The organism is Cryobacterium sp. Sr8 (assembly GCF_004403225.1).
Taxonomy (GTDB): Bacteria; Actinomycetota; Actinomycetes; order Actinomycetales; family Microbacteriaceae; genus Cryobacterium; species Cryobacterium psychrotolerans.
Window position 1 is genome coordinate 83,547 of record NZ_SOHO01000065.1, and the last position, 24,452, is coordinate 107,998.

Sequence of the window (24,452 nt, forward strand, 5' to 3'; positions counted from 1 at the left end):
GGGCGCACAGGAGGTTCGGAGGGGGCTCCCGCCGATTTGGTCTAGCGCCGGAGGCGGGCACGCAGCGGGACGATGACGGAGCGGAGTTCGGCACTGCGCATCAGCAGCAGCATCCCGAAGTAGGCCGCCGACATGACCACTCCGATGAGGAGCATCGACAGGATCGCCGGGATCCGGCCGGAGACGGCGAAGCCGCCCTCCCGGGCGCCGCCGAGTATCCAGAGCAGGGCCATGCCGAGCGCGAGCGGCAGCAGCACGGCGACGAGGTATTTGGCCAGGCTGCCCAGGATGCGGCGTCCATCGATCCCCCCGAGGCGGCGATGCAGGAGCAGGGCAGCCAGCCCGGTCTGTGCGATGCCCGAGACCGTCACGACGAGTGCGATGCCGACCGCGATCCACTCCTTCGGCAGCAGCGTGCACCCGAGCACCCCGGCCACGATGAGCACGACCTGGAACAGCGTGAAGAAGAACGGCGTGCGCGTGTCGCCCAGGGCGTAGAACGTGCGCTGGAGCACGAACAGGATGCAGAAGGCCACGAGGCCGAGAATGAAGGCGACAATCACGTTGCCGATGCCCTGCACCTGCTCGAACGGACGGACGAAGACGGCTGCGAACGGATAGGCGCAGACCGCGATCACGGCCGACGCGAGCACGATCAAGAGAGTCGTTCCGCGGATGGCGGACGAGGCATCCGTGCGCACCAGGTCGTACATGCCCCGCGAGGCATGTTCACTCATCCGGGTGAAGTACGCGGTGGCAACCGAGACGGTGATCACCGAATGCGGGAGCATGAAAATGAGCCAGGCCGTGGCGAGCACGAAGACGGATGCCTTGCCGGTGGCCACGAGGGCGACCTGCGTTTCGACGATCCCGGCGGCCGTGCTCAGGATCAGCATTCCGAAGGTCCAGCCGGCCATCTTGCCTGCCGTGCCGAGACCGACTCCGCGGAAGTGGAAGTCCGGACGGTAGCGCAGCCCTGCTCGCCGCCAGAAGTAGAACAGTACGACCGCCTGCGCCACGACGCCGAGGGTGGCGCTGCCCGCGAGGAGGGCGATCATCTCTGGGCTGAAGGCGCCGGCGGGTCGCTGGCCGTTCGGGTCTGCGCCGAAGAGGAGACCGAAGATGACCAGGCCCGCGATGGCGACGATGTTGTTGAGCACCGGGACCCAGGTGGATGGACCGAACGACTTGCGAGCATTCAGCACCTCGCCCAGCAGCGTATACAGCCCGTAGAAGAAGATCTGGGGGAGGCACCAGTAAGCGAACGCGATTGCGAGGCCGAGCTGGTCGCCCTTCAGGGGGAGCCCGATGAACCCCGTGATGGCCGGGGCCAGCAGGGTGGCCAGGATCGTCGTCGCGCCGAGAATGAGCAGGGCCACGGTCAGGAGCTTGTTGATATAGGCGGCGCCGCCGTCGGCGTTCAGGCTCGCGCGGACGATCTGTGGCACGAGCACCGCGGTGAGGATGCCGCCCGCGACGATGACGTAGACGGTGTTGGGCAGCTGGTTCGCGAGGGCGAAGGCGTCGGCGCCGTTGCCGATCGCACCGATCATCCCGGCGAGAACGATCAGTTTCACGAAGCCCAAAACCCGGGAAACGATCGTGCCCGAGGCGAGGAGGGCGCTCGCCCGGCCGATTCCGCCGGTATCGGCGGTGTCGGCGGCGCTAACCACGCGGCTCCGCGGCGGGTGTGGTGACGTCATCGGTCCCCGTCCCTGTTCCAGTCTCGGTCCCTGTTCCGGTCCCGGCGTCCGGCTCGGTCCCGGCGCCCACGGATGCCGCGCCTTCACGGCGGCGGCGCAGGATGTTGCGCCAGACGCCGAAGCCGAAGAAGAGCACGACGACGGCGGCGAAGAGCAGGGCGCCCAGGCCCTCCCAATCCGCGTGCACGCTCACCGCGATCTCCGCCGGACGGTCGATCCGCGTGCCGGCCGGTGTGTAGAGCGAGACGCGAAGCGTCACGTCTCCGTTGCCCACCGCGGCCGTCACCGGAACCTTCACGGTGCGCGCCGACTCGGCGTCAATGGTCGCCTCGACGTCATTCCCGACGACGAGGCGGCCGTTGGAGGGCACGACCTGCACCCTGACGCTCACGGACTGGCCGAGGGCGTTGCTCAAGGTGACCGGAATGTCCACCTTGCTGCCCACGACGTTGATCGGGCCCTTGGTGGTGACGGTGACGGACCTCAGCAGGGCGCCGGACGCGGCGAAACTCGCCGCGGTCGACTGCTGCCAGGCTGCGGGATCGTCGGCCCACGACGCGGACAGCAGCGCCAGGAGTTCGAGCCGGTGTGCGCCCGTGACGCGCACGGGGTCCTCGAGGGCGGTGGCGAAGGCGCCGACCTCGGCCTCACGTCGAAGGAGCTGACGGCCCTGGTCCACCCGGGCTGCCGATTCCGCCTGGGCCTGGAAGGCCACGGTGGCGGCCTGCGGGGCGGAACGCGCTTCCCTCAGCGTGGCGGGGGTCTGCCACGGGAGGGCAGCGAGGGCGTCGAGGGTCTCGCCGAGCCGGTTGGGACTCGCCGGCCAGCCCCGGTCAAAGGTGGCGAGGAGGGTGCGCGCGGTGCCCGGACGTTCCGCCGACACCACCGCCAATTGCGACGACGCCTCCGCCACCGCCTCGTGCCACTCGTCGTCGGTGGTTGCGCGCGCGGCCGTCCGCAACGCCCGGGAGATGGCGTCGTCGGTGGCGAGGCCCCGCCCGCTGCCGAGGGCGAGCACGGTGTTGGGCGTGGGGTCGTCCGCCGACTGGGTGACATTGCTGCCGCTGAGGATCGTCGTGGTGAGGCCGCTGGCGGCGAAGACGTCGAGATCGTTCTTCGCCACGACGCCGGCCGCCGGCCAGCCGATATCCGTCATCGTGTAGTCCCAGTCGAGCAGCCCCGCGCTCGTGGGCGGCGTCACCTCGCCCGGGGTCGGGGACGGCGAAGGAGTGGTCGCTTGACCGGGAGTCGGCGCGATGGTGCCGGGCGTCGGCTGGGGAGTGGCCGGGGCCTCGGTGAAGAGTTCGGGGTCGATGAGCCACTCGAACGAAATCGGGGAGAGCACCGTTTTCGAGCCGGCCTGGGCCTGCAGGGCGATGTCGGCGTCTGCATAGCTGAGAGGGAATATATCGTTCGTGGCCGCGGAGAGGCGGGAAAGCCACTCGGTTGCGCTCGGCGGCGCGGAGCTGCCCAGGACGCGGATCGACGCGATGATCATCGGATCGATCGCGATGGCAACGGGGCGGTCGATCACGCCGTCGAGCTGGCGTGAGAGCAGACCGGACTCCTGCGTGTACGTCTCCAGCTCCTCGGCCGGGATCAGGCCCGCCGATGACTGCGGGGCCGTGATCGGCATCGCAACGGCCAGCTTCACCGGGGTGACCGGGTCGCCGGAGTACCAGACGAAGGTGCCGCGTCCCTGCGCCAGCACCTCCCCGTCTGCCGTCAGGGTTGCCGCGATCCCGCGGGCTCCCCACGCATTCGCGGCACCGAGGCCGATGGCGTCGGCGGGCACGCTCAGCTTGACGCTCGCCGTGCTGCCGGGCTGGATGGTCGTCGTCGGGTGGCTCAGCATCCGGTCGCCCGGATCGCCGATGTCCTTGGGCTTCAGCCAGGAGTCCAGCGCGGACCGCGAAGTCAGCGCGCGCTTGGCCAGGTAGAGCTTGATGGTGCCGGCCGGAATTGAGTCTGCTGTGCTGTTTGTGATGCGCACCGTGACCGGAAGCGGCTGGCCGGGGCGCAGGATCGGCGACCCGGTGGGAAACACGTCGATGCTCACCGTGTCGGGCGGGGTCGCGGCCGCGTGGGCCGCGGAGGAGCCGGGGAACGTGCCGGCGAACCCGGTGAGGGCGAGGAGGAGGGTGACGAGCAGCACCGAAAGCGGCATCCGCAGTCGCGAGGTCAGGCTGCGCACGACCCCCGGGTGCACAGGCCGACGCGCGCGCTTAGTCCCGGCCTCCATAGAGGCGATTCTACGGCGTGCTTGCCGGGAGAAGCCTCCGCCGGGCAGCCAGTCGCTCCCCCCAGCAACTAACATGGGGAGATGCAGAGCGTCGCGGCAGCCCTCGCGCGGCTGGGCGACCTGGCTGCCTCCCCCACGGTGTCCCGACTGGCGAACGCATTCGCCGCCGCGGGGCACGAGCTTGCCCTCGTCGGCGGACCGGTGCGCGACGCCTTCCTCGATCGAGTCACCAACGACCTCGACTTCACGACGGATGCCTCTCCGGACCAGATCCTGAAGATCGTGAAGCCCCTCGCCGACGCGCATTGGGACATCGGTCGTGCGTTCGGCACCATCGGGGCAAAGGTCGGCGACGACACGGTCGAGATCACGACCTATCGCGCCGACAGCTACAACGGGCAGACGCGGCGGCCGGACGTGGTCTTCGGCGCGAGCCTCGAAGACGACCTCGTGCGGCGCGACTTCACCGTGAACGCGCTCGCCCTGCGGCTGCCCGAGGTGAAACTCGTCGACCCCTCCGGCGGCATCGACGACATGCTCGCCGGGATCCTGCGCACCCCCGCCGCGCCGGAGGTGTCTTTCGGTGACGACCCGCTGCGAATGATGCGGGCCGCCCGGTTGAGCGCTCAGCTCGGGTTCACCCTCGACCCGGACACCAGGGCCGCGATGACGGCCATGGCGGACAGCATCCGGATCATCTCGGCCGAGCGCGTCGGCGAGGAGCTGTCGAAGCTGCTGAAAGCCGACCGTCCGCGGTCCGGGATCGAAATTCTGGTGGAATCCGGGCTGGCCGAGATCGTGCTGCCCGAAATTCCGGCCCTCCGGCTCGAGGTCGACGAACACCACCACCACAAGGATGTCTACCAGCACACGTTGACCGTGCTTGAGCAGGCCATCGATTACGAACGGGAGCGCGGCAACCTGCCCGCGCCCGACCTGGTCGTGCGCCTGGCCGCCCTGCTTCATGACATCGGCAAGCCGGCCACGCGGCGGCTCGAGCCGGGCGGGGTGGTCAGTTTCTACCACCACGACGTGGTCGGTTCGAAGCTGGCGAAGAAGCGCCTGCGCGCCCTGCGTTTCGACAATGAGACGATCAACGCCGTGGGGCGGCTGGTCGAGCTCCACCTGCGTTTCTTCGGCTACACCGAGGGCGCCTGGACCGACTCGGCCGTGCGCCGCTACGTGCGCGACGCCGGCGACCAGCTCGAGCGCCTGCACATCCTGACCCGGGCGGACGTGACCACGCGCAACCGCCGCAAGGCCGACCGGCTCGGCTTCGCCTACGACGACCTCGAGCAGCGGGTGGCCGAGCTGGCCGAGCAGGAGGAGATGGCGGCGGTTCGCCCCGATCTCGACGGCGAGCAGATCATGGCCATCCTCGGCGTGAAGCCCGGACGCGAGGTGGGCGAGGCCTACCGGTACCTGCTCGAGCAGCGTCTCGACGACGGGCCGCTGGGCGAGGAAGAGGCAACCCGGCGGTTGCAGGCCTGGTGGGCGGGGCGTGGCCGGTAGCGGTGTCGCCCGTCGTGGCGCGATCCGACGGCGCAACGCCCTCACCGGGTACTCGTTGCTGGCGCCGAGCCTCTTCGGTGTCGTCTGCTTCCTGCTGCTGCCGGTGCTCGTCGTCGTCTGGCTCAGCTTCCAGAGCTGGGACCTGATCGGGCCGATCTCCTACGTCGGCCTCGACAACTACCGGTCGGTGCTCACCGACGGCGTGTTCGGCAATTCGCTCCTGGTCACGCTGGTCTTCGTGGCGCTGGTGGTGCCGATCCAGACCGCCATCGGCCTGTGGGCGGCAACCTTCCTGACCCGCGGGCTGCCGGGCTCCGCCTGGTTCCGCACCATCTACGTGCTTCCGTGGATCGCCGCCCCGCTCGCCCTGGGCGTCGTCTGGAAATGGATCCTCGCGCCGACCGACGGGGCGCTGAACACGCTGATCGGCCAGCGGATCGAATGGCTGAGCGACCCCTCGCTCGCGCTGCCGTCGGTGGCCGCCGTCGTGATCTGGACCAACGTCGGCTACGTGACGCTCTTCTTCATGGCCGGGCTGCTGAACATCCCGGACCAGGTCCTCGAGGCGGCCAGGATCGACGGGGCCGGCGGCATGTCGCTGTTCTGGCAGATCAAACTGCCCCTGCTCCGGCCGACGATGTTCTTTGTGCTGGTGACGACCGTCATCTCGGCGTTCCAGGTCTTCGACCAGGTGTACGCGCTGACCCAGGGCGGTCCCGCCCGCACGACCGACGTCGTCGCGGCGCGCATCTACTATGAGGCCTTCAGCGCGTTCGACCTGGGCCGCGCGGCGGTGATGGCGGTCGTTCTCCTCGTCATCCTGGTCACGATCACGCTCGCCCAGCAGCTCTACTTCCGGCGGAGGGTCACCTATGAGATGGAGTGAGTCCTGATGCGCTGGACCCGGCCGACCGCCGTCTACCACGTGCTCGTGGCCGGGGCCGTTTTCACCCTGGCACCGTTCCTGCTGAGCGTCCTGACCGCGTTCAAGCCGAGGCAACAGTTCGCCCGGGAGTCGGCGCTCGCCTGGCCGGACCCGTTCACGCTCGATAACATCGTGGCGCTCATCACCGGTCCCGCGCAGTTCGGCCGCGCCATCCTGGTCACCCTGCTCGCGGCCACACTCATCCTGATCGGCCAACTGATCTCGTCGATCCTGGCCGCCTACGCGTTCGCGCGCGTCGACTTCCCCGGCCGCAACGCGCTGTTCTGGGTCTACCTGTCGACGCTGATGATTCCGCCGGTGGTGCTCGTGGTGCCGCTCTACCTGATGATGACCGAGGCCGGGCTGCGCAACAGCTTCTGGAGCCTCGTGCTGCCGTTCGCGTTCGCGTCGCCGTACGCGATCTTCCTGCTCCGCGAGTATTTCCGCGGCATCCCCCAGGAACTGATTGACGCGGCCCGGCTCGACGGCGCCAGCACCCTCGACGTGCTGGTCGAAATCGTCGTGCCGCTGTCCCGGCCGATCATCGCCACCCTGACACTCATCACGATCGTGAGCCACTGGAACAGTTTCATGTGGCCGCTCGTGGTCACCAGCGGCAGCGAATGGCGCGTTGTCACGGTGGCGACGGCATCCCTGCAAAGCCAGTTCAACGGCAATTGGACTCTCGTGATGGCGGCGACGACGCTCGCCCTGGTGCCGCTGCTCGTGCTCTTCCTCGTCTTCCAGCGGCAGTTCGTGCGTTCCATTACCTTCTCCGGGTTGAAGTAATCTGAGAGGAATTCCCGGCCGTTCGCCGGAGCAGCAGAGGAAACCATGCCCAAGCGTTCAACAGTTCTCGCCGCGGGTGCCGCGGCCGTCGTTCTCGTCATCGCCGGGGTCGTCACCGCGCTGACCGTGTCGGGCCAGGGCCCGGCCGACCAGACCACCGTCACCGTGCGGCTCTGGGACGACCAGGTCGCCAAGGCCTATGAAGCATCCTTCGCCGAATTCGAGAAGGACAACCCCGACGTCAACGTCGAGTTGAGCGTCATCCCCTGGGCGGACTACTGGGAGAAACTGCGCACGGATGTCGCGGGCCAGAGTGTCGACGACATCTTCTGGGTCGACGGCGGCAACTACCCCGTCTACGCCGACGCGGGCGCGCTGCTCGACATCGACAAGACGCTGGGGCGGGATGCCTCGTCCGCGTGGGCGCCGGCCGTGGTCGACCAGTACACGCGCGACGGGGTGCTCTGGGGAGTGCCGCAGCTGGCCGACCCCGGCATCGCTGTCTATTACAACGCCGAACTGCTCGCCGATGCCGGCCTCACCGCGGCGGACCTCGACGGCCTGCGCTGGGACCCGACCGGCGCCGATGACACACTCCTGCCCCTGCTGGAGAGGCTGACCCGGGACACCGCCGGGCAGACGGCCGACAGCGCCGGCTTCGACGGAAGCAGCCTGGCCCAGTTCGGCTACAACTCGGCCTACGACGTGCAGGCGATCCTGCTGAACTACCTGGCCTCGAACGGCGCGGAGTTCCAGGACGGCGAGGAGTACGCGTTCGCGTCGCCGAAGGGCGTTGAGGCCTTCCAGTACATGGTCGACCTGATCAATAAGCACCACGTGTCGCCGTCCGCCGCGGATACCAACACGAACGGTGACTTCAGCCGAGACCAGTTCCTGCAGGGCAAGATGGCGTTGTTCCAGAGCGGGGTGTACAACCTGGCCAACGTCAACGAGGGCGCCGACTTCGACTGGGGGGTCGCGCGGCTTCCGGCCGGACCGGCCGGCGCCATCAGCGGCGTCGACGGCATCGTCGCCGCGGGCAGCACGGCGTCCGAGCATCCCGCCGAGGTGAAGCGCGTGCTGGCCTGGCTGGGCAGCGCGAAGGGGTCGAGCTTCATCGGCGCCGGCGGTTCGGCCTCGCCGGCAGTGCTCGCCGCGCAGCAGGACTACTCGGACTACTGGGCGTCGCTGGACGTCGACATCAGCCCGTTCTACGACGTGCTCGAGAACGGCACGGCCCCGGCGCCGAAGGGATCCGGCTGGCCCGCCGCCGACAACGCGATGCGGCCACTCCTGCAGGAGGTCTTCCTCGGGCGCACCCCCGTGGCCGAGGGCGTGCGCGCCGCCCAGGACGCGGCGAACGCCGCCGTAGCGAAGTAGCCCCCGCCCCCGCCCCGCCCCGCCCCGCCCCGCCCCGCCCCGCCCCCCCCCGCCGCCCCGCCCCCCGCCCTCCTTTCGCCGAGAGTCGCCGTTTCTGCCGAGAGTCTCCGTTCCAGCGGCGACTCTCGGCAGAAACGGCGACACTCGCGGGCACAGGGACCTTCTCCACCGGGGGCAGTCGGACGACGTTGTCCACAGAGCGGTGCGCACGCCACGCATCGGCCCCCCTCGGCCCGAGCATGGTGGCATGAGCGCAAACCCAACACGTGACCCCCTGGCCGGCTGGCGGCCGCTGCGCCTTACCCGTGACCTCGCCCGAGTCGGCGCGGACGGGCGCCGCCTCCAGCGGTCGGTCGCCTCGGGTGAGTCGATCCGTCTCCGCCGCGGCGTCGTTGTGGACGCGGGAAACTGGGTCGATGTCGCCGACGACGCCAGGTACCTGCTTCGTATCCGTGCGGTTGCGGCCACTCGCAAATCGGTGCCGGTGTTCTCACACCAGTCGGCCGCGGTCACCTGGGGGCTGCCAATCATCGGCCGGTGGCCTGGTCCTGTGCACCTCATGGCTGCCGGACGCGCAGGAGCGCACTCTAAGAACGGGGTGATCTGGCATCACGATCGCCTCCGCGACGACGACGTCGTCGAGGTCGACGGGATGCTCGTGACGAGTCTCATTCGAACCCTCGTTGACCTCGCCTGCACGACATCGTTCCTCTCGGCAGTCGCGACCCTCGACCATGGCACGGGCCGCACGCTGGTCACGGCCATGGGCCGGCCGGTCGGCGGAGTCAGCCGGGAGGAAGTGCTGGAGCGCCTGGCCAGCGAGGGCCGGAGGCGCGGCGCCCGGACGGCGCTGAAGGCTGCTCTCTTCAGCGCCGTCCGCTCGGGTTCCCCCGGGGAGTCCCTGAGTCGCGGCCAGATCCACCTGTGCGGATTCCCCGCGCCGGAGCTGCAGGTGGTCTTCATCGCCACCGAGGGCCAGAGGGACATTGTCGACTACCGCTGGAGACAGACGCAGGAATCGCGCACTCTCAGTCTCGTGGGCGAGTTCGACGGACAAGTGAAATACACTCGCAGCCAGTTCACTGCAGGCAGGTCGATCGAGCAGATCGTCTGGGCCGAAAAGATCCGGGAAGACCGCCTTCGGGCCCAGGGCAACGGGATGGCCCGATGGACCTGGGACGTCGCGCTGCGCGCCGACCGATTGCGCGCGCTGCTGCTCGGTGCGGGATTGCGCCCCGAGCGATGAGCAGCGCTTGTGCAGCCGAGAGTCGCCGTTTGCGCCGAGAATCGCCGGTGCAATGGCGACTCTCGGCAGAATCGGCGACTCTCGGCGGAAGGAGCGCGCCCGGCGGGCCGGACGAAGGACGGGCGTGGTGGCGGAGGGCCGCCGCATCCGGTAGTCTGGGCAGGTTGTCTGTGCGCCGGATTCCCGGCCTCCGCGTTCAACACATGTCACAACCCTCCTGTTGCAGAGATTCTGCAGCCGTTTAGTCCGAAGGAGGTGGGTTAGTCATGCACCAGTACGAATTGATGGTTATCCTCGATCCCGAGATCGATGAGCGCACCGTAGCTCCCAGCCTTGACAAGTTCCTCAACGTTGTTCGCAACGATGGTGGAACCATTGACAAGGTTGATGTTTGGGGTCGTCGTCGTCTCGCGTACGAGATCAACAAGAAGTCCGAAGGCATCTACGCCGTCGTCGATTTCACCGCGAACGCATCCGCAACGGCCGAGCTCGACCGTCAGCTGAAGCTTTCCGAAGCAGTCATGCGCACCAAGGTTCTCCGCGCCGAAGAGGGCATTGCCCAGGTCGTCGTTGCGACCAAGCTCGCCGCAGAGAAGGCCGCCCGCAAGGCTGCCAACCCCAAGGTGATTGCCGCCAAGGCTGAAGCCGCGGCTGCCGCCCCGGCCGCCAAGGTTGCCGCAGCGGTCAAGCCTGCTGCAGCCAAGGCCGACGCTACCGAGGCTCCGGCCAAGGCAGAGGTCAAGGCAGAGGTCAAGGCCGAGGCCAAGACCGAAGCGAAGGCCGACGCCAAGGTTGCCGCTCCGGCCGCCAAGGTTGCCGCAGCAAAGCCCGCAGCCGCCAAGGCTGACGCCGACAAGGCAAGCGACAAGTAGCCCGTGGCCGGCGAGACCGTAATCACCGTGGTGGGCAACCTCACCAGCGATCCGGAACTGCGTTACACGCAGAACGGGCTGGCGGTTGCCAACTTCACCATCGCATCCACTCCGCGCAATTTCGATCGCGCAGCAAACGAGTGGAAAGATGGCGACGCATTGTTCCTGCGCGCGAGCGTTTGGCGTGAATTCGCTGAGCACGTCGCCGGATCATTGACCAAGGGTTCCCGTGTCATCGCTACCGGGCGTCTCAAGCAGCGTTCGTATGAGACGAAGGAAGGTGAGAAGCGCACGAGCATGGAGCTCGAGATCGACGAAATTGGTCCTTCGCTGCGCTACGCAACCGCTTCGCTCACCCGCGCGCAGTCTTCATCTCGCGGCGGCGCACCCGCCTCGAGTGGTGGCGACGAGCCCTGGGCAGCCAGCGCTCCCGCCGCACCGGCAGCAGCTTCAGGCGGAGACGTCTGGAACAGCCCGGGAAACTTCAGCGACGAGACTCCCTTCTAAGCCCAACCTCACGGTTGTTGGCTGAATCACACTTTTTAGAAAGTTAGGAAATCATGGCTGGAAAGTCGAGCGGCGACCGCCGCAAGCCGCTTCGCGGAGCTAAGGGTGGCAAGAACGCCGCTCCCGCGAAGTCGATCCGGGTTGGTGTCATCGATTACAAAGATGTCCCCACTCTCCGGAAGTTCATCTCCGAGCGCGGAAAGATCCGTGCCCGCCGTATCACCGGCGTCTCCGTCCAGGAGCAGCGCCTCATCGCCCGTGCCGTCAAGAACGCCCGCGAAATGGCCTTGCTGCCCTACGCGGGCTCAGGCAGGTAAGGAGCCCTCATGTCAAAATTGATTCTGACGCACGAGGTCTCCGGACTCGGTGCACCCGGCGACGTCGTTGAAGTTAAGAACGGCTTCGCCCGCAACTATCTCGTTCCCCAGGGCTTCGCTGTTGCGTGGACCCGCGGTGGCGAGAAGCAGATCAACCAGATCAAGGCAGCCCGCGTAGCCCGCGAGCACGCCACCCTGGAAGAGGCGCAGGCCCTCAAGGCGGCCCTCGAGAACACCAAGGTCAAGCTCGTCGTCACGGCCGGCCAGGGCGGACGCCTCTTCGGCTCCGTCAAGACCACCGATGTCGCCGAAGCAGTCGCGGCTGCTGGTCTCGGTGCGATCGACAAGCGCAAGATCGAGCTCAGCCCGATCAAGATGGTCGGTGAGCACACGGCGACTGTTCGTCTCCGTGACGAGCTCAGCGCCACCATCACCCTGCTGGTGGTCGCCGCTAAGTAAGCGACGATCTCGGCGGCGTAGCGGCGGATCCCCTCGGGGGTTCGCCGCTACACCTGTTTAAGGTCCACCGCTACCCCTGGACAACGCCTCCAGCGCGCCCAGTGTGGGGGTCAATTCGGGCCGACTCATAGCGGCGTTTATACACAGGAATCACCAGCACACACAACGTTCAAGGCGCACTTTAGACAAGTATTTACACACAGGTGTGAATAGTTTTATTTGCTGGTCAAAAGGCATTTATTACGAAATGCTCTTAAGTTATCCCCAGATCAGTCCACAGGTTGTGCACAACTCCCACGGCGTTTCGCGCAGATTATCCACAGGCTTGTCCACAGGGCCGTTTGGCCCGGTGCACGCCGATCCCTAGTCTGGCAACGCGGCGTTTCCCGGAGTGCGCGCGCGTCGGGCCGCGACTGTCAGCGGGTCCTGATACACCGGTAACAAATACACAAAAAGGAGGCGGAGTGTCGATCGCTCACCTGGGTCTGGCCGACCAGCGCAACGCAGATCCACGCGGTGCCACCGAATACCGTGAGCGCACCCCGCCGCACGACCTCCTCGCCGAACAGAGCGCCCTCGGGGGCATGATGCTGAGCAAGGACGCCGTCGCCGACGTCGTCGAGACGGTGCGCTCGACGGACTTCTACATCCCCAAGCACGAGATCATCTTCGACGCGATCCTCTCGCTCTACTCGCACGGCGAACCGACCGACGTCATCACCGTCACCGACGAACTCACGAAGATCGGCGAACTCTCCCGGGCCGGCGGCGCCGAGTACCTGCACACGCTCACCAGCCTCGTTCCCACCGCGGCCAACGCGGGCTTCTACTCCACAATCGTCGCCGAACGGGCGCTGCTCCGCCGCCTCGTCGAGGCCGGCACCCGGATCGCGCAGATGGGCTACTCCGGCGAGGGCGAAGTGCTCGACCTGGTCAACACCGCGCAGGCCGAGATCTACTCCGTCACGGGCGGCACCCAGACCGAGGACTACGTCCCCCTCACCGACGCGGTCACCGCCGCGATCGACGAGATCGAGGCCGCCAAGCTCAAGGACGGCCAGATGAGCGGCGTCCCCACCGGGTTCGCCGACCTCGACGAGCTCACCAACGGGTTCCACGGCGGGCAGCTGATCATCGTCGCGGCCCGGCCGGCGCTCGGAAAGTCGACGCTCGCGCTCGACTTCGCCCGGTCCGCCTCGATCCACCACGACATGCCCAGCATCTTCTTCTCCCTCGAAATGGGACGCAGTGAGATCGCGATGCGCCTGCTCGCCGCGGAGGCATCCGTGCCGCTGCAGAGCATGCGTAAGGGAACCGTCGATGCCCGCGACTGGACGACGATCGCCCAGACCCGCGGCCGCATCAACGACGCCCCGCTCTACATCGACGACAGCCCCAACATGACCCTCGTGGAGATTCGCGCCAAGTGCCGTCGGCTCAAGCAGCGCGTCGGGCTCAAGATGGTCATCATCGACTACCTGCAGCTGATGACCTCCGGAAAGCGCGTCGAGTCACGCCAGCAGGAAGTCAGTGAGTTCTCCCGGGCGCTCAAGCTGCTGGCCAAGGAACTCCAGGTCCCCGTCATCGCGCTCTCGCAGCTCAACCGTGGCCCCGAGCAGCGCGCCGACAAGATGCCGGCCATCTCCGACCTCCGCGAGTCCGGCTCCCTCGAGCAGGATGCCGACATGGTTATCCTGCTGCACCGCGAGAGTGCCTACGAAAAAGACAACCCGCGCGCGGGCGAGGCCGACCTGATCGTGGCCAAGCACCGCAACGGCCCCACGCGCACGGTCACGGTCGCCTTCCACGGCCATTACTCCCGCTTCGCGGACATGGTTCCCGGCGCGTAGCCCGCCGCTGTACTGCGCTGGCAAACAGTGCAGGAGGAACCATGGCCACCATCGAACGTGACGTCGTCATCATCGGCGCTGGTCTCGGAATGGCAACCGTGTCGCGGGCGTCGCCCCCGCTACGCTACGAGGACCAGTGCAGCACCGTCGCGCACGTGGTCGGGTCCGCTACCGGTCGCGACCGCCCCGACGTACCGCAACGAAGGGGAAACCGTGAAAGTTGGAGTGCCACGAGAGAGCCGTGAGGGTGAGCGTCGCGTCGCGGCCACACCGGAGACGGTCGGCCAGCTGAAGGACCTTGGGGTCGAGATCCAGATCGAAGCCGGCGCCGGAACCGCGGCCGGCTACCCGGATTCTGCGTACACGGATGCCGGCGCCCGCGTCGTGCCGCAACTCGACACCGCCGGGCTCGACGTCTACTGCCACGTGCGGCCGCTCACGCCCGCACAAGCGACCGGCCTCAGCCGCGGCACGATCACGATCGGCCTGGCCTCGCCGGCCGCCGAGCTGGACACCGTGTCCGCCCTCGCCACCGCAGGCGTGACCGCCTTCGCGCTCGAATTGGTGCCGCGGATCTCCCGCGCCCAGTCGATGGACGCGCTCAGCTCCCAGTCCCTGGTCGCCGGCTACCGCGCGGTGCTCGAGGCGGCCATCCGTTTTCCCCGGTTCTTCCCGCTCTACATGACGGCGGCCGGCACGATCCCGCCGGCCCGAGTGCTCGTGCTCGGCGCCGGCGTCGCCGGCCTGCAGGCCATCGGCACCGCCAAGCGCCTCGGCGCGCGCGTCTCCGCCTACGACGTCCGCCCCGCCTCCGCCGACGAGGTCACGTCGATGGGCGGCACCTTCATCAACCTGGACCTCGACGCGGTCGAGGGAGCCGGCGGCTACGCCCGCGAGCTCAGCGAAGACCGGTCGGTGCGCCAGCGCGAACTGCTCGCGCCGTACGTCGCCGCCGCGGACGTGCTCATCACCACCGCGGCCATCCCGGGCCGGCCGGCCCCGCTGCTGGTGACCGGCGCCATGGTCGCCGCCATGCGGGCCGGATCCGTCGTCATCGACCTCGCCGCCGAAACCGGCGGCAACGTCGAAGGCGTGGTCGCCGGGCAGGATGTCGGGGTCCCGACGACCGCGGGCGACGGGGCGGTGATCCTGGTCGGCATGAAGGACGCGCCATCCGCGATGCCCACCGACGCCTCCAGGCTGTACGCGAAGAACGTCGCCAACCTGCTCGCGCTGATGACCTCCGCCGACGGCATCGTCGCCCCCGATTTCACTGACGAGGTTCTCGCCGGTGCGTGTCTGACCCACGACGGCAAGGTCACACATGCGCCGACGGCCACCGCCCTGGAGGGAGAACGCTAATGGAACCGATCACACTCCTGACCGTGGTCGTGCTGTCCGTCTTCGTCGGCTTCGAGGTTGTCTCGAAGGTGTCGAGCACGCTGCACACCCCGCTGATGTCCGGCGCCAACGCGATCCACGGGATCATCCTGATCGGCGCGATCATCGTCGCCGGACAGACGACCGAACCCGGACTGCTGGTTGTCGCCCTGGTCGCCGTCGTGCTCGCCACCGCCAACCTCGTCGGCGGCTTCGTGGTGACCGACCGGATGCTGGGGATGTTCCGGGGCCGAAAGCCCACGACCGACGCCGGGAAAGGCACCAAATGAGCCTGCTGTCTCCCGAATGGACGGCGATCCTCTACCTGATCGCGGCCGTCTGCTTCATCCTGGCGCTCAAGGGACTCAACTCCCCGCGCACCGCCCGGCGAGGCAACCTGATCGGCGCCGCGGGGGCCCTGCTGGCCGTCGTGACGGTGTTCCTGTCGTCGAGGCTCGAGAACATTGCGCTCATCCTCGCGGCGATCGCCGTCGGCTCGGCCATTGCCGCTCCGATCGCCCGGCGCGTGCAAATGACCCAAATGCCTCAGCTTGTGGCCCTCTTCAACGGCGTCGGCGGCGGGGCGGCCGCGCTCGTGGCCGTGCTGGAACTCGGACACAACGCCGACACCTGGGTGCGGGTGGCCGTGGTCTTCACGATGCTCGTCGGCGCTGTGTCCTTCTCCGGTTCCGCCGTGACGGTGGCCAAGCTCCAGGAACTCATCACCACGCGACCGGTCATCTTCCCGGGCATGCGCTGGGTGATGTCGGCCGTGCTGATCGCAGCGCTCGTCGTCGGGGGCTTCGTCATCGCCACCGGGTCGGCCGGCTGGGCGATCGCCCTGCTGCTGCTCGGCCTCGCCGCGGGGCTCCTGCTCGTGCTGCCGGTCGGCGGGGCCGACGTGCCCATCGTCATCTCCCTGCTGAACGCCTTCACCGGGCTCGCGGTCGCGGCATCCGGAATCGTGCTCGGCAACCTGCTGCTCGTGGTCGCCGGCACCCTCGTCGGCGCCAGCGGCACGATCCTGACCCGCGCGATGGCATCCGCCATGGGCCGCGGCGTCAGCGGGATCATGTTCGGGGCGTTCCGCGGCGGATCGACCGCCGGGTCGACCGCGCAGAGCGACCGCCCGGTGCGCTCGTCAGGGCCGGAGGACGTCGCCGTGCTCCTCGCCTACGCCCAGCGGGTCGTGATCGTGCCCGGCTACGGGCTCGCCGTCGCCCAGGGCCAGCACACCATCGCCGAACTCGCCACCACCCTCGCCGCCCGTGGGGTCGAGGTTGACTTCGCTATCCACCCCGTCGCCGGCCGGATGCCGGGGCACATGAACGTGCTGCTGGCCGAGGCGAACGTGCCGTACGAGTCGCTCAAGGAGATGGCCGAGGTCAACCCGGAGTTCAAGCACGCGGATGTCGCCCTCGTCGTCGGTGCGAACGACGTGGTCAACCCGGCGGCCAAGTCCTCTCCCGGGTCACCCATCTACGGGATGCCGATCCTCGAGGTCGGGCAGGCGCGGCAGGTCATCTTCCTGAAACGCTCGATGCGCCCCGGCTTCGCCGGGATCGAGAACGAGTTGCTCTACGACCCGAAGACCTCGCTGCTCTTCGGCGACGCGAAGGATTCGCTGACCAAGGTGCTGGGGGCCGTCAACGCCCTCTGACCGGGCGACCTCTGTCGTTTGCCCGCCCGCTCCGGGGCCCGCACCGCCCGCGCGTAGACTGGGCCGGTACGAGATTCCGTAACGAAAGAGGTGCGCGTGGCGAAAGCCCAGGCAGCCGGCACCGTTGGTGCGCGGCTCGATGTCCGGTCCGGCGCGCGGTACTGGACGGTTCCCGTCATTCGTGCCGCCCTGGCCCTCATCCCGGCGGCGGTCATCACCTTCACGGCCGATCACGCCGCCCAGTTCGGGCTCCTGGTCTTCGGCGCGTTCGCCCTCGCCGGCGGCCTGCTGCTGGCCGGACTGAGTTGGCGCACGCTGGGCGACCCCCGCGAACGCATGCTCTTCGCGGTGCAGGGCGCGGTCGGCGTCGTTGCCGGAGCGCTCGCCCTCGCGCTGAACGGTGGCGGGCTCGGCTTCTTCCTCTACCTGGTCAGCGTCTGGGCCGCAGTGACCGGCTTCCTCGAGCTGTACAGCGGTGTCCGCGTGCGCGGGCGGTCGGCATCCTCCCGGGACTGGATGCTCGTCGGCGGCCTGACCGCGGGGCTCTCCCTCGCCTTCCTGCTCTTGCCACCCAACGCCGTCGTCGCGGTCGGCCTGTTCGGCGCCTACCTTGTCATCCTGGGCGTGTACCTCGTCATTGCCGGCCTCTCCCTCAAGTGGGCGCCGACCGATGAGCCGGCCCCGGCATCCGTCCCCAACGATTTGGACCCTTCGTGACCCAGAACACCCCGCACCAGCCCAGCCGATCCGACAAGATGAAGCCGGCCGAGCTCATCGGATTCTCCGGAGTGCTGGCACTGGTCGTCGGACTCGTCGTGCTGATGAGCACGCGCCAGGTCGTGCTGTCCGTGATCTCCCTGGGCGTCACGTTCATCGTGGTGCTCATCTCCGTCGCCATGTTCACGCTGAACATGAAGCCGAACGACGCCGAGAAGACCGACCTCGACGAGCAGAACCACGGCGCGTGACCTCGCCCCATCCGCCGAACTGTGAGTTTGGCACCTTCCCGAGCGCAACGAAGGTGCCAAACTCACAGTTCGGCGAGGGGACAGCGGGGGTTAGCGCAGGTGGTCGATCAGGGGATCGGCCAGCCCGACGTAGCCGGCCGGGGTGAGGGCGAGCAGACGCGCCCGGGCGGCGTCGCCGATCTCGAGGCCCGAGACGAACGCGGCCAGGTCGGCCTGCCCGATGCGCTTGCCGCGGGTCAGCTCCTTGAGCAGCGCGTAAGGGTCCGCGATCGTGGAGCGCCCGGCCGTCACCTCGGCGCGGATCACGGTCTGGATCGCTTCGCCCAGGATCTCCCAGTTCGCATCGAGGTCGGCCGCGAGCAGCACTCGGTCGATGTCGATCTCGCCGAGGCCGCGCAGGATGTTGTCGAGGGCGAGCAGGGAGTGGCCGAATCCGACGCCGATGTTGCGTTGCGTGGTCGAGTCGGTCAGGTCGCGCTGCAGGCGCGAGGTGACCAGCGTGGCCGAGAGCGAGTCCAGGATGGCGCTCGAGAGCTCCAGGTTGGCCTCGGCGTTCTCGAACCGGATCGGGTTGATCTTGTGCGGCATCGTCGACGAGCCGGTCGCCCCGGCCTGCGGGATCTGACGGAAGTAGCCGATCGAGATGTAGCTCCAGACGTCCGTGGCCAGGTTGTGCAGCACCCGGTTGGCGTGCGAGACCCTGGTGTAGAGCTCGGCCTGCCAGTCGTGGGACTCAATCTGCGTCGTGAGCGGGTTCCAGGTGAGACCGAGGCCCTCGACGAACTCCCGTGAGATGGCCGGCCAGTCGACGGATGGCTCTGCCGCGACGTGGGCGGCGAACGTGCCGGTGGCGCCGCTGAACTTGCCGAGGTAGTCGTTGCCCTCGACCTGGCCGGCGATGCGCTCCAGGCGGTAGACGAAGACGGCGATTTCCTTGCCCATGGTCGTCGGCGTCGCCGGCTGGCCGTGGGTGCGGGCGAGCATGGCGTCCGCGCGGTATTCCACGGCCCGGCCGCGCAGGGCCTCGATGACGGCGCGAAGCTTGGGCAGCCAGACATCGCCCACGGCCGCGCGCACCGTCAGCGCGTAGGCCAGGTTGTTGATGTCTTCGCTGGTGGCCGCGAAGTGCGTGAGTTCGCTGATGTGCTCCAGGCCGAGGGGGACGAGGCGACGGCGCACGAGGTACTCGACGGCCTTGACGTCATGCCGGGTGGTGGCCTCGAGCGCGGCGAGCTCGTCGATTTCGGCCTGGCCGAAGGAGGTGACGATGTGGCGCAGGGCTGCCTTCTGCTCCGCGTCCAGCGGGGAGGAGCCGAACAGCTTGTGGTCCGTCAGCGTGATCAGCCATTCGACCTCGACCTGCACGCGTGCGCGGTTGAGTCCCGCCTCTGACAGGTACTCGCCCAGTTCGGTGACGGCTGCGCGGTAGCGGCCGTCGAGCGGGCTGAGGACCTGGGGGGGTAGTGGACTCATCGGACTCCCTGTCTGATTGCGGGTGCGAGCTGCTTGAAGAGCGCCTGGTTCGCACTGTCAATCATGCCTAAAACCGAGTCAAACAAAGCATCGTCGGAGTAATACGGGTCGGGAACGTCCTGGAGGACGGCCTGATCCGGGTCGAAACTGAGCAGCAGGCGCACCTTGCCGCGGTCGTGCTCCGTGCCCGCCCAGTTGCGCAGGATGCGTTCCTGCGAGCGGTCGAGCACCACGACGAGGTCGAGGTCGGTGAACCAGGTGGGGTCGAACTGGCGCGCACGGTGGTGGCTGCCGTCGTAGCCGCGTTTGGCGAGGGCGGTGATCGTGCGCCGGTCGGCCTGCTCGCCCACATGCCAGTCCCCGGTGCCGGCCGAACTCGTGGTGATCAGTCGACTCAACCCGGAGCGCGTGATCAGGTCGCGCAACATCACCTCCGCCATCGGCGAGCGGCAAATGTTGCCGGTGCACACGAAAATGATGCGGAAGGGTGTCGCCTCATCGGGGTTGAGGGCGGCGAAACTCATTCACCCATTGTGGACCCCGTTTCCTGTCCTGCACACCCGCCCTTTTCGTGAACACTGAACAAACCCGGGCGCGGCCGGGGGCGGGCGGGCGCGGTCGGGCAGGCTCGGGAAAGTCGATGGAGGAGGTGCCGTGGAGGGTCTTCTGCCTGCGGGACTGTTCGGCGACCCGACGGCAGCCGAGCGGGACGCCGAGCGTCTCTGGGCGCTGCGCGAGCAACGGATGCTGCTGCGCGACCTCCGAGACGAGGTGCACCTGGCAGCAGGCTCGGTGGCCGCCGCCGACCTGGGCGACTCGTGGCAGTCGGCGGCGCATCGGGGCTACGCGGCACGCCTCGGCGACCTGGCCGGCGACCTGTGCCGGGCCGGCCGGCAGCTCGACGACGCCCTCGACGCCGTGCACGCGTCCATTTCGAGGCTCACGGCCCCATGACCGGACGGGCAGCGCAATGAACGGAGACGACGACCCCGGCGCGCTCGTGCTCTCCGGCGGCGGCACCACGATGGTCTCCACCGACGCGCTCCTGGCGCAGGCGGCGCGGCTGGCGCTCCTGCGGGCCGACGCGAGGGACTGGCAGGCTCGACTGGAACGCATCCGTGCCCTGGAGGCCCTTCCGGCGCCGGCGTGGTCGGCCGAGGACCCAGGCCTCGCGGTGTTCGCGGCCCGGCAAACCATCGACGCGGTCGAAGCCCGCAGCGGGGAGCTGGCCGAATCGCTCGTGGTGGCCGCGGAGGCATACGGGCAGGCCGATCGCACCGCCGCGATGCTCGCCCGCATGACGGGGGCCTGGCTCGGGCACAGCCTGGGCCGGCTGGCTCCGCTGGTCTTCGCCGCCGCGATCCCGGCCGCCACGGCAGGCGCCGTGGCCTGGCTGCTCGGGGGCCTGCTGCGGCGCGACGCCCCCGGCACCGCCCGGAGCCCGGGCCCGGACGTCGCCGGGCTGTGGATCGGTGACCCCCGCCTGCTGGCGAACCCGGCCGTGGTCGCCCTGGTGCGGGTGCTGGTGTCCTCGGTCGATGACGTGGCGGCCGGCGCGGTCGGTGTGCCCTTCCCGGTCTCCGCCGCCCTCGGCGACGAGGGGGCCGGGCTGTTCGGGGTGACGACGACCGCGGCCGGCACGCTCGCCGTGGCGCGTTCGATCGGGATGCTGCGGGAGACGCCGGTCACGGTCACCCGCGTCGGGAAGCCGCGACCGGCCAGGCCGCCGGGCGGGTTCGCGGACCTCGCCGCCCGGATCCCCCGCGTCTCAACGGGCGGGCCGCAGGTGCGCATCGAGCGGTACGGCGGCGCCGCGGACGCCGCCTGGCTGGTGTACATCGGCGGCACGGCCGAGTGGAGCCCGGTCTCCGCCGGCGAACCGTGGGACATGACCTCCAACATCACCGCGGTCGCCGAGCAGGGCGCGGGCTCGTACCGGGCGGTCGTCCAGGCCATGCACGAGGCCGGCATCCGCCCCACCGACGCGGTGATCCCGGTCGGCCACTCCCAGGGCGGCCTGGTCGCGGCGCAGCTGGCCGCGGCGGGGGAATTCAACACCGTCGCGGTGGCCACCTTCGGCGCACCGGTCGCCCAGGTGCCGGTGCCGGGCGGGCTGCCCGTGATCGCGGTGGAGCACTCCGAGGATCTCGTGCCCGCGCTCGGCGGCGCCGCCCGCGATGCCGCGGCCCGGCTCACCGTGAGCCGGGAGCTGTACGCCGACGCGGCGGTGCCCGCCTCGCCGCTACCGGCTCACGGACTGGTGACCTACCGGGAGACCGCCCGCATGATCGACGCCTCCCTGGCTCCGGCGCTGGCCGACTTCCGCACGCTGCTCGCGGCGACCGTGGGTACGGCCCCCGGCGTCGCCTCCCGGTGGCGGGGAACCCGATCGGGTTCTAGCGGCGCGCAGTAACCGGCCGCACGAGAATCCCGAGCAGCCAGCTGATGATGCCGAGCACGAGCGCGCCGAGCACGCCCCACCAGAAGTCGTCGACGACGAGGCCGAAGCCCATCAGCTCGGAGATCCAGGCGACGAGCATCAGGAGCAGGCCGTTCACGATCAGCGCGAGCAGGCCCAGGGTGAGGATGTACAGCGGCAACGCGATGATGCGGACGAGCGTGCCGATGACGGTGTTGACGAGGCCGAAGATGAGGGCAACCAGCGCGAAGGTCAGGACTGCTGCCACGGTCGTGTCCGCGTACGGCTCGACATGCACCCCGGTGACGATCAGGGTTGTCAGCCACAGCGCGACCGTGTTGAGGATCAGCTTGATCAGGAATCTGCCCATGCGTCCACTATGGCACCGGACCGGGGCCGTGCGCATGCGGTCAGGTGAATATGCCGCGGCGTAGACTCGCCGAGTGAGCCCCTCTGACCTGCCATCAGTCCGTCTGCGTCCCGAGATCGTTGCCCTGCCTGCTTACCGCCAGGGCAAACCGGCCGACGCGTCGGCGTTCAAGCTGTCCAGCAACGAGAACCCGTTCGACCCGCTCCCCAGCGTCATCCGGGCGGTGAACGCCGCCACCGCGTTCAACCGCTACCCGGATGCCTCCGCCCTGGCGCTCCGGGAACGCCTCGCCGCCAAGTTCGGTGTCGGCTCCGACGAGGTGCACGTCGGCTCCGGGTCGGTGGCGCTGCTGGCCCAGCTGATCCTCGCCGCGGCCGGACCCGGCGACGAGGTGCTGTACTCCTGGCGCTCGTTCGAGGCCTACCCCGGCCTCGTCACGGTCAGCGGGGCGACCAGCGTGCAGGTCCCGAACCGCGCCGACCATGGCCACGACCTGCCGGAGATGGCGGCGAATATCAGCGACCGCACCCGAGTCGTCATCGTCTGCAGCCCGAACAACCCGACCGGCACCATCGTCACGGCCGAGGAATTCGACGCGTTCATGGCCGTCGTTCCGCGGGACCTCCTCGTCATCCTCGACGAGGCCTATGCCGAGTTCGTGACCGCCCCCGACGCGGTCAACGGGCAACTGCTGCTCGCCCGGTACCCCAACCTGGTCGTGCTGCGCACCTTCTCCAAGGCCTACGGGCTCGCCGGACTCCGGGTCGGCTACGCCCTCGGCCCGGTCCCGATCCTCGACGCCGCCCGCTCGACCGCGATCCCCCTCTCCGTCACCGGGCCGGCCGCCGCCGCCGCCATCGCCTCCCTCGACGTCGAACGCGAGCTGCTCGCCCGGGTCACGGTCATCGCCGAGCGCCGCGACGCGGCCTGGCGGGCGCTCGGCGAGCAGGGCTGGAACATCCCGAACCCCCAGGGCAACTTCCTCTGGCTGCCCACCGGCGAGCAGACGACCGAGGTCGCCGACCGGCTCTTCGACGCAGGCCTCGTCGTGCGTGCCTTCCAGCCGGACGGCATCCGGGTCTCGATCGGCGAGGAAGCGGCTGTGGAGGAACTCCTACGGATCGCGGCTGACATTGTCGGAAATCTACCGACGGGCAACCCGGCCCGCCGGTTAGGTTAGAACCGTGGCAGCCACCCCCAATGACGCACTTCCGACCGTGCAGCTGCTCTCCACGGAGGGCGTGTTCCGGCCGAATGACGCCGCGGCCGAGTTCCTGCCCTACCTCGAGCGGCTGACCGAGGACGACCACCGCCGGTTCTACCGCGACATGGTCGTCGTGCGGAAGTTCGACACCGAAGCGGCCAACCTGCAGCGCCAGGGCCAGCTGGCCCTGTGGGTGCCCAGCCACGGCCAGGAGGCCGCCCAGGTCGGCTCCGCCTACGCGACCAGGCCGCAAGACCACGTCTTCCCCTCCTACCGCGAACACGTCGTCGGCATGATCAGGGGGCTCGACCCCGTCGACATCCTCCGGATGCTGCGCGGTGTCACCCTCGGCGGCTGGAACCCTGAGGACCACGGCAACTTCCACCTCTACACGCTCGTCCTCGCCTCGCAGACCCTGCACGCCACCGGCTACGCGATGGGCATGCAGCTCGACGGATCAACGGCCACCGGCAACCCGGAGACCGACCAGGCCGTGATCGTCTACTACGGCGACGGAGCGTCCTCGCAGGGCGACGCCAACGAGGCGCTCGTCTTCGCGGCCAGCTACCAGACCCCGCAGGTGTTCTTCCTGCAGAACAACCACTGGGCCATCTCGGTGCCGGTCACCCGCCAGTCGCGCACGCCTCTGTACCTCCGCGCGGGCGGCTTCGGCATCCCGGGAATCCAGGTCGACGGCAACGACGTGCTCGCCAGCTACGCCGTGACCGCCAAGTCGATGGACGACGCGCGCGCCGGCCGCGGCCCGGCCCTGATCGAGGCTCTCACCTACCGGGTCGGCGCCCACACCACGGCCGACGATCCAACCAAGTACCGCGACCCGGACGAGCTGGCCCGGTGGGTCGCCCGCGACCCGATCGCGCGGTTCCGCACCTATCTGCAGGGACTCGGCGTGGAGCAGGAGTTCCTCGACTCCGTCGATGAGGAAGCCGCCGACTACGCCTCCGATGTGCGCCGCCGGGCGCTGGAGATCCGCGCGCCGGAACGCTCGATCATCTTCGACAACGTCTACGCCGAGCCCCACCCGCTCATCACTGAACAGAAGACCTGGCTCGAACGCTACGAGGCATCCTTCGAAGGGGGCCAGGCATGAACGACGAGACGGTGACCACCGGCCCGACCGTCACCGACGGCGCCCCCGCGGCATCCGCGAACCTG

The 24,452-nt window shown here is 68.8% G+C and carries 23 protein-coding genes and 1 pseudogene; 19 read left to right on the top strand and 5 right to left on the bottom strand.

The genetic code is table 11. The annotated features are described in order from the left end of the window. Positions 1 to 41: 41 nt before the first annotated feature. Positions 42 to 1,673, bottom strand: a complete 1,632-nt coding sequence (gene murJ / locus E3T54_RS13370; RefSeq protein WP_241977224.1) for a murein biosynthesis integral membrane protein MurJ — start codon at positions 1,671 to 1,673, stop codon at positions 42 to 44. Beyond that, the gene (locus E3T54_RS13375; protein ID WP_134476116.1) at positions 1,666 to 3,945 is read right to left on the bottom strand and encodes a DUF6049 family protein; all 2,280 of its coding nucleotides are present in this window, start codon (positions 3,943 to 3,945) and stop codon (positions 1,666 to 1,668) included. Before E3T54_RS13375 ends, murJ begins: the two co-directional genes overlap by 8 nt. 81 nt (positions 3,946 to 4,026) lie before the next feature. On the opposite strand from E3T54_RS13375, the gene E3T54_RS13380 reads away from it, so the two are divergent. The 15 genes and pseudogenes from E3T54_RS13380 (at position 4,027) to E3T54_RS13450 (ending at position 17,810) form a co-directional block, all read left to right on the top strand. After that, positions 4,027 to 5,457: a CCA tRNA nucleotidyltransferase gene (locus tag E3T54_RS13380; protein WP_134476118.1), complete on the top strand. Its 1,431-nt coding sequence runs from the start codon at positions 4,027 to 4,029 to the stop codon at positions 5,455 to 5,457. Further along, entirely contained in the window at positions 5,447 to 6,343 is an 897-nt protein-coding gene (locus tag E3T54_RS13385) for a carbohydrate ABC transporter permease (protein ID WP_134476119.1), read from the top strand. Before E3T54_RS13380 ends, E3T54_RS13385 begins: the two co-directional genes overlap by 11 nt. A gap of 6 nt (positions 6,344 to 6,349) precedes the next feature. Continuing rightward, entirely contained in the window at positions 6,350 to 7,171 is an 822-nt protein-coding gene (locus E3T54_RS13390; RefSeq protein WP_134476121.1) for a carbohydrate ABC transporter permease, read from the top strand. A gap of 45 nt (positions 7,172 to 7,216) precedes the next feature. Beyond that, positions 7,217 to 8,551 (top strand): sugar ABC transporter substrate-binding protein, encoded by a 1,335-nt coding sequence (locus E3T54_RS13395; RefSeq protein ID WP_134476123.1) that lies wholly within the window; start codon positions 7,217 to 7,219, stop codon positions 8,549 to 8,551. A gap of 247 nt (positions 8,552 to 8,798) precedes the next feature. Next, complete coding sequence (locus tag E3T54_RS13400) at positions 8,799 to 9,797, top strand: hypothetical protein (RefSeq protein ID WP_134476124.1); 999 nt, start codon at positions 8,799 to 8,801, stop codon at positions 9,795 to 9,797. A gap of 266 nt (positions 9,798 to 10,063) precedes the next feature. After that, a pseudogene (gene rpsF, locus E3T54_RS17410) lies at positions 10,064 to 10,432 on the top strand (30S ribosomal protein S6); the annotation flags it as partial. Between the two features lie 240 nt (positions 10,433 to 10,672). Next, the gene (locus E3T54_RS13410; RefSeq protein WP_092322711.1) at positions 10,673 to 11,176 is read left to right on the top strand and encodes a single-stranded DNA-binding protein; all 504 of its coding nucleotides are present in this window, start codon (positions 10,673 to 10,675) and stop codon (positions 11,174 to 11,176) included. 53 nt (positions 11,177 to 11,229) lie between these two features. Further along, positions 11,230 to 11,493 carry a 30S ribosomal protein S18 gene (rpsR, locus tag E3T54_RS13415; protein WP_035835236.1) on the top strand — a complete coding sequence of 88 codons (264 nt, stop codon included), beginning with the start codon at positions 11,230 to 11,232 and terminating at the stop codon, positions 11,491 to 11,493. Positions 11,494 to 11,502: 9 nt separating this feature from the next. Further along, positions 11,503 to 11,952, top strand: a complete 450-nt coding sequence (gene rplI, locus E3T54_RS13420; RefSeq protein WP_092322713.1) for a 50S ribosomal protein L9 — start codon at positions 11,503 to 11,505, stop codon at positions 11,950 to 11,952. A gap of 464 nt (positions 11,953 to 12,416) precedes the next feature. Then, positions 12,417 to 13,802 carry a replicative DNA helicase gene (dnaB, locus tag E3T54_RS13425; RefSeq protein ID WP_134476128.1) on the top strand — a complete coding sequence of 462 codons (1,386 nt, stop codon included), beginning with the start codon at positions 12,417 to 12,419 and terminating at the stop codon, positions 13,800 to 13,802. Between the two features lie 213 nt (positions 13,803 to 14,015). Then, a complete protein-coding gene (locus E3T54_RS13430; protein WP_092322716.1) occupies positions 14,016 to 15,164 on the top strand; it encodes a Re/Si-specific NAD(P)(+) transhydrogenase subunit alpha in 1,149 nt (382 codons plus the stop codon). After that, entirely contained in the window at positions 15,164 to 15,472 is a 309-nt protein-coding gene (locus E3T54_RS13435; RefSeq protein WP_134476129.1) for an NAD(P) transhydrogenase subunit alpha, read from the top strand. The genes E3T54_RS13430 and E3T54_RS13435 overlap by 1 nt, the downstream gene beginning before the upstream one ends. Beyond that, complete coding sequence (locus tag E3T54_RS13440; protein WP_134476131.1) at positions 15,469 to 16,842, top strand: NAD(P)(+) transhydrogenase (Re/Si-specific) subunit beta; 1,374 nt, start codon at positions 15,469 to 15,471, stop codon at positions 16,840 to 16,842. Before E3T54_RS13435 ends, E3T54_RS13440 begins: the two co-directional genes overlap by 4 nt. A gap of 96 nt (positions 16,843 to 16,938) precedes the next feature. Continuing rightward, positions 16,939 to 17,559: a hypothetical protein gene (locus E3T54_RS13445; RefSeq protein ID WP_241977225.1), complete on the top strand. Its 621-nt coding sequence runs from the start codon at positions 16,939 to 16,941 to the stop codon at positions 17,557 to 17,559. Continuing rightward, complete coding sequence (locus E3T54_RS13450) at positions 17,556 to 17,810, top strand: hypothetical protein (RefSeq protein ID WP_241977226.1); 255 nt, start codon at positions 17,556 to 17,558, stop codon at positions 17,808 to 17,810. Before E3T54_RS13445 ends, E3T54_RS13450 begins: the two co-directional genes overlap by 4 nt. Before the next feature lie 90 nt (positions 17,811 to 17,900). Here E3T54_RS13450 and purB read toward each other — a convergent pair whose 3' ends face one another. Both purB and E3T54_RS13460 read right to left on the bottom strand, forming a co-directional pair. Then, the gene (gene purB, locus E3T54_RS13455) at positions 17,901 to 19,283 is read right to left on the bottom strand and encodes an adenylosuccinate lyase (RefSeq protein ID WP_134476133.1); all 1,383 of its coding nucleotides are present in this window, start codon (positions 19,281 to 19,283) and stop codon (positions 17,901 to 17,903) included. Further along, the gene (locus tag E3T54_RS13460) at positions 19,280 to 19,807 is read right to left on the bottom strand and encodes a low molecular weight protein-tyrosine-phosphatase (RefSeq protein ID WP_092322723.1); all 528 of its coding nucleotides are present in this window, start codon (positions 19,805 to 19,807) and stop codon (positions 19,280 to 19,282) included. Before E3T54_RS13460 ends, purB begins: the two co-directional genes overlap by 4 nt. 130 nt (positions 19,808 to 19,937) lie before the next feature. On the opposite strand from E3T54_RS13460, the gene E3T54_RS13465 reads away from it, so the two are divergent. Continuing rightward, complete coding sequence (locus E3T54_RS13465) at positions 19,938 to 20,237, top strand: hypothetical protein (RefSeq protein ID WP_092322725.1); 300 nt, start codon at positions 19,938 to 19,940, stop codon at positions 20,235 to 20,237. A 16-nt stretch (positions 20,238 to 20,253) separates the two neighbouring features. Further along, a complete protein-coding gene (locus E3T54_RS13470; RefSeq protein WP_134476135.1) occupies positions 20,254 to 21,696 on the top strand; it encodes a hypothetical protein in 1,443 nt (480 codons plus the stop codon). Here E3T54_RS13470 and E3T54_RS13475 read toward each other — a convergent pair. Beyond that, complete coding sequence (locus E3T54_RS13475; RefSeq protein WP_092322728.1) at positions 21,680 to 22,072, bottom strand: phage holin family protein; 393 nt, start codon at positions 22,070 to 22,072, stop codon at positions 21,680 to 21,682. The two genes, E3T54_RS13470 and E3T54_RS13475, sit on opposite strands and share 17 nt — an antisense overlap. 73 nt (positions 22,073 to 22,145) lie before the next feature. Between E3T54_RS13475 and E3T54_RS13480 the strand changes: the two genes are divergently transcribed. Then, positions 22,146 to 23,252, top strand: a complete 1,107-nt coding sequence (locus tag E3T54_RS13480) for a histidinol-phosphate transaminase (RefSeq protein WP_174844424.1) — start codon at positions 22,146 to 22,148, stop codon at positions 23,250 to 23,252. 4 nt (positions 23,253 to 23,256) lie between these two features. Further along, on the top strand, positions 23,257 to 24,387 hold the full coding sequence (locus E3T54_RS13485; protein ID WP_241977227.1) for a thiamine pyrophosphate-dependent dehydrogenase E1 component subunit alpha: 1,131 nt from the start codon (positions 23,257 to 23,259) through the stop codon (positions 24,385 to 24,387). Positions 24,388 to 24,452 lie beyond the last annotated feature (65 nt).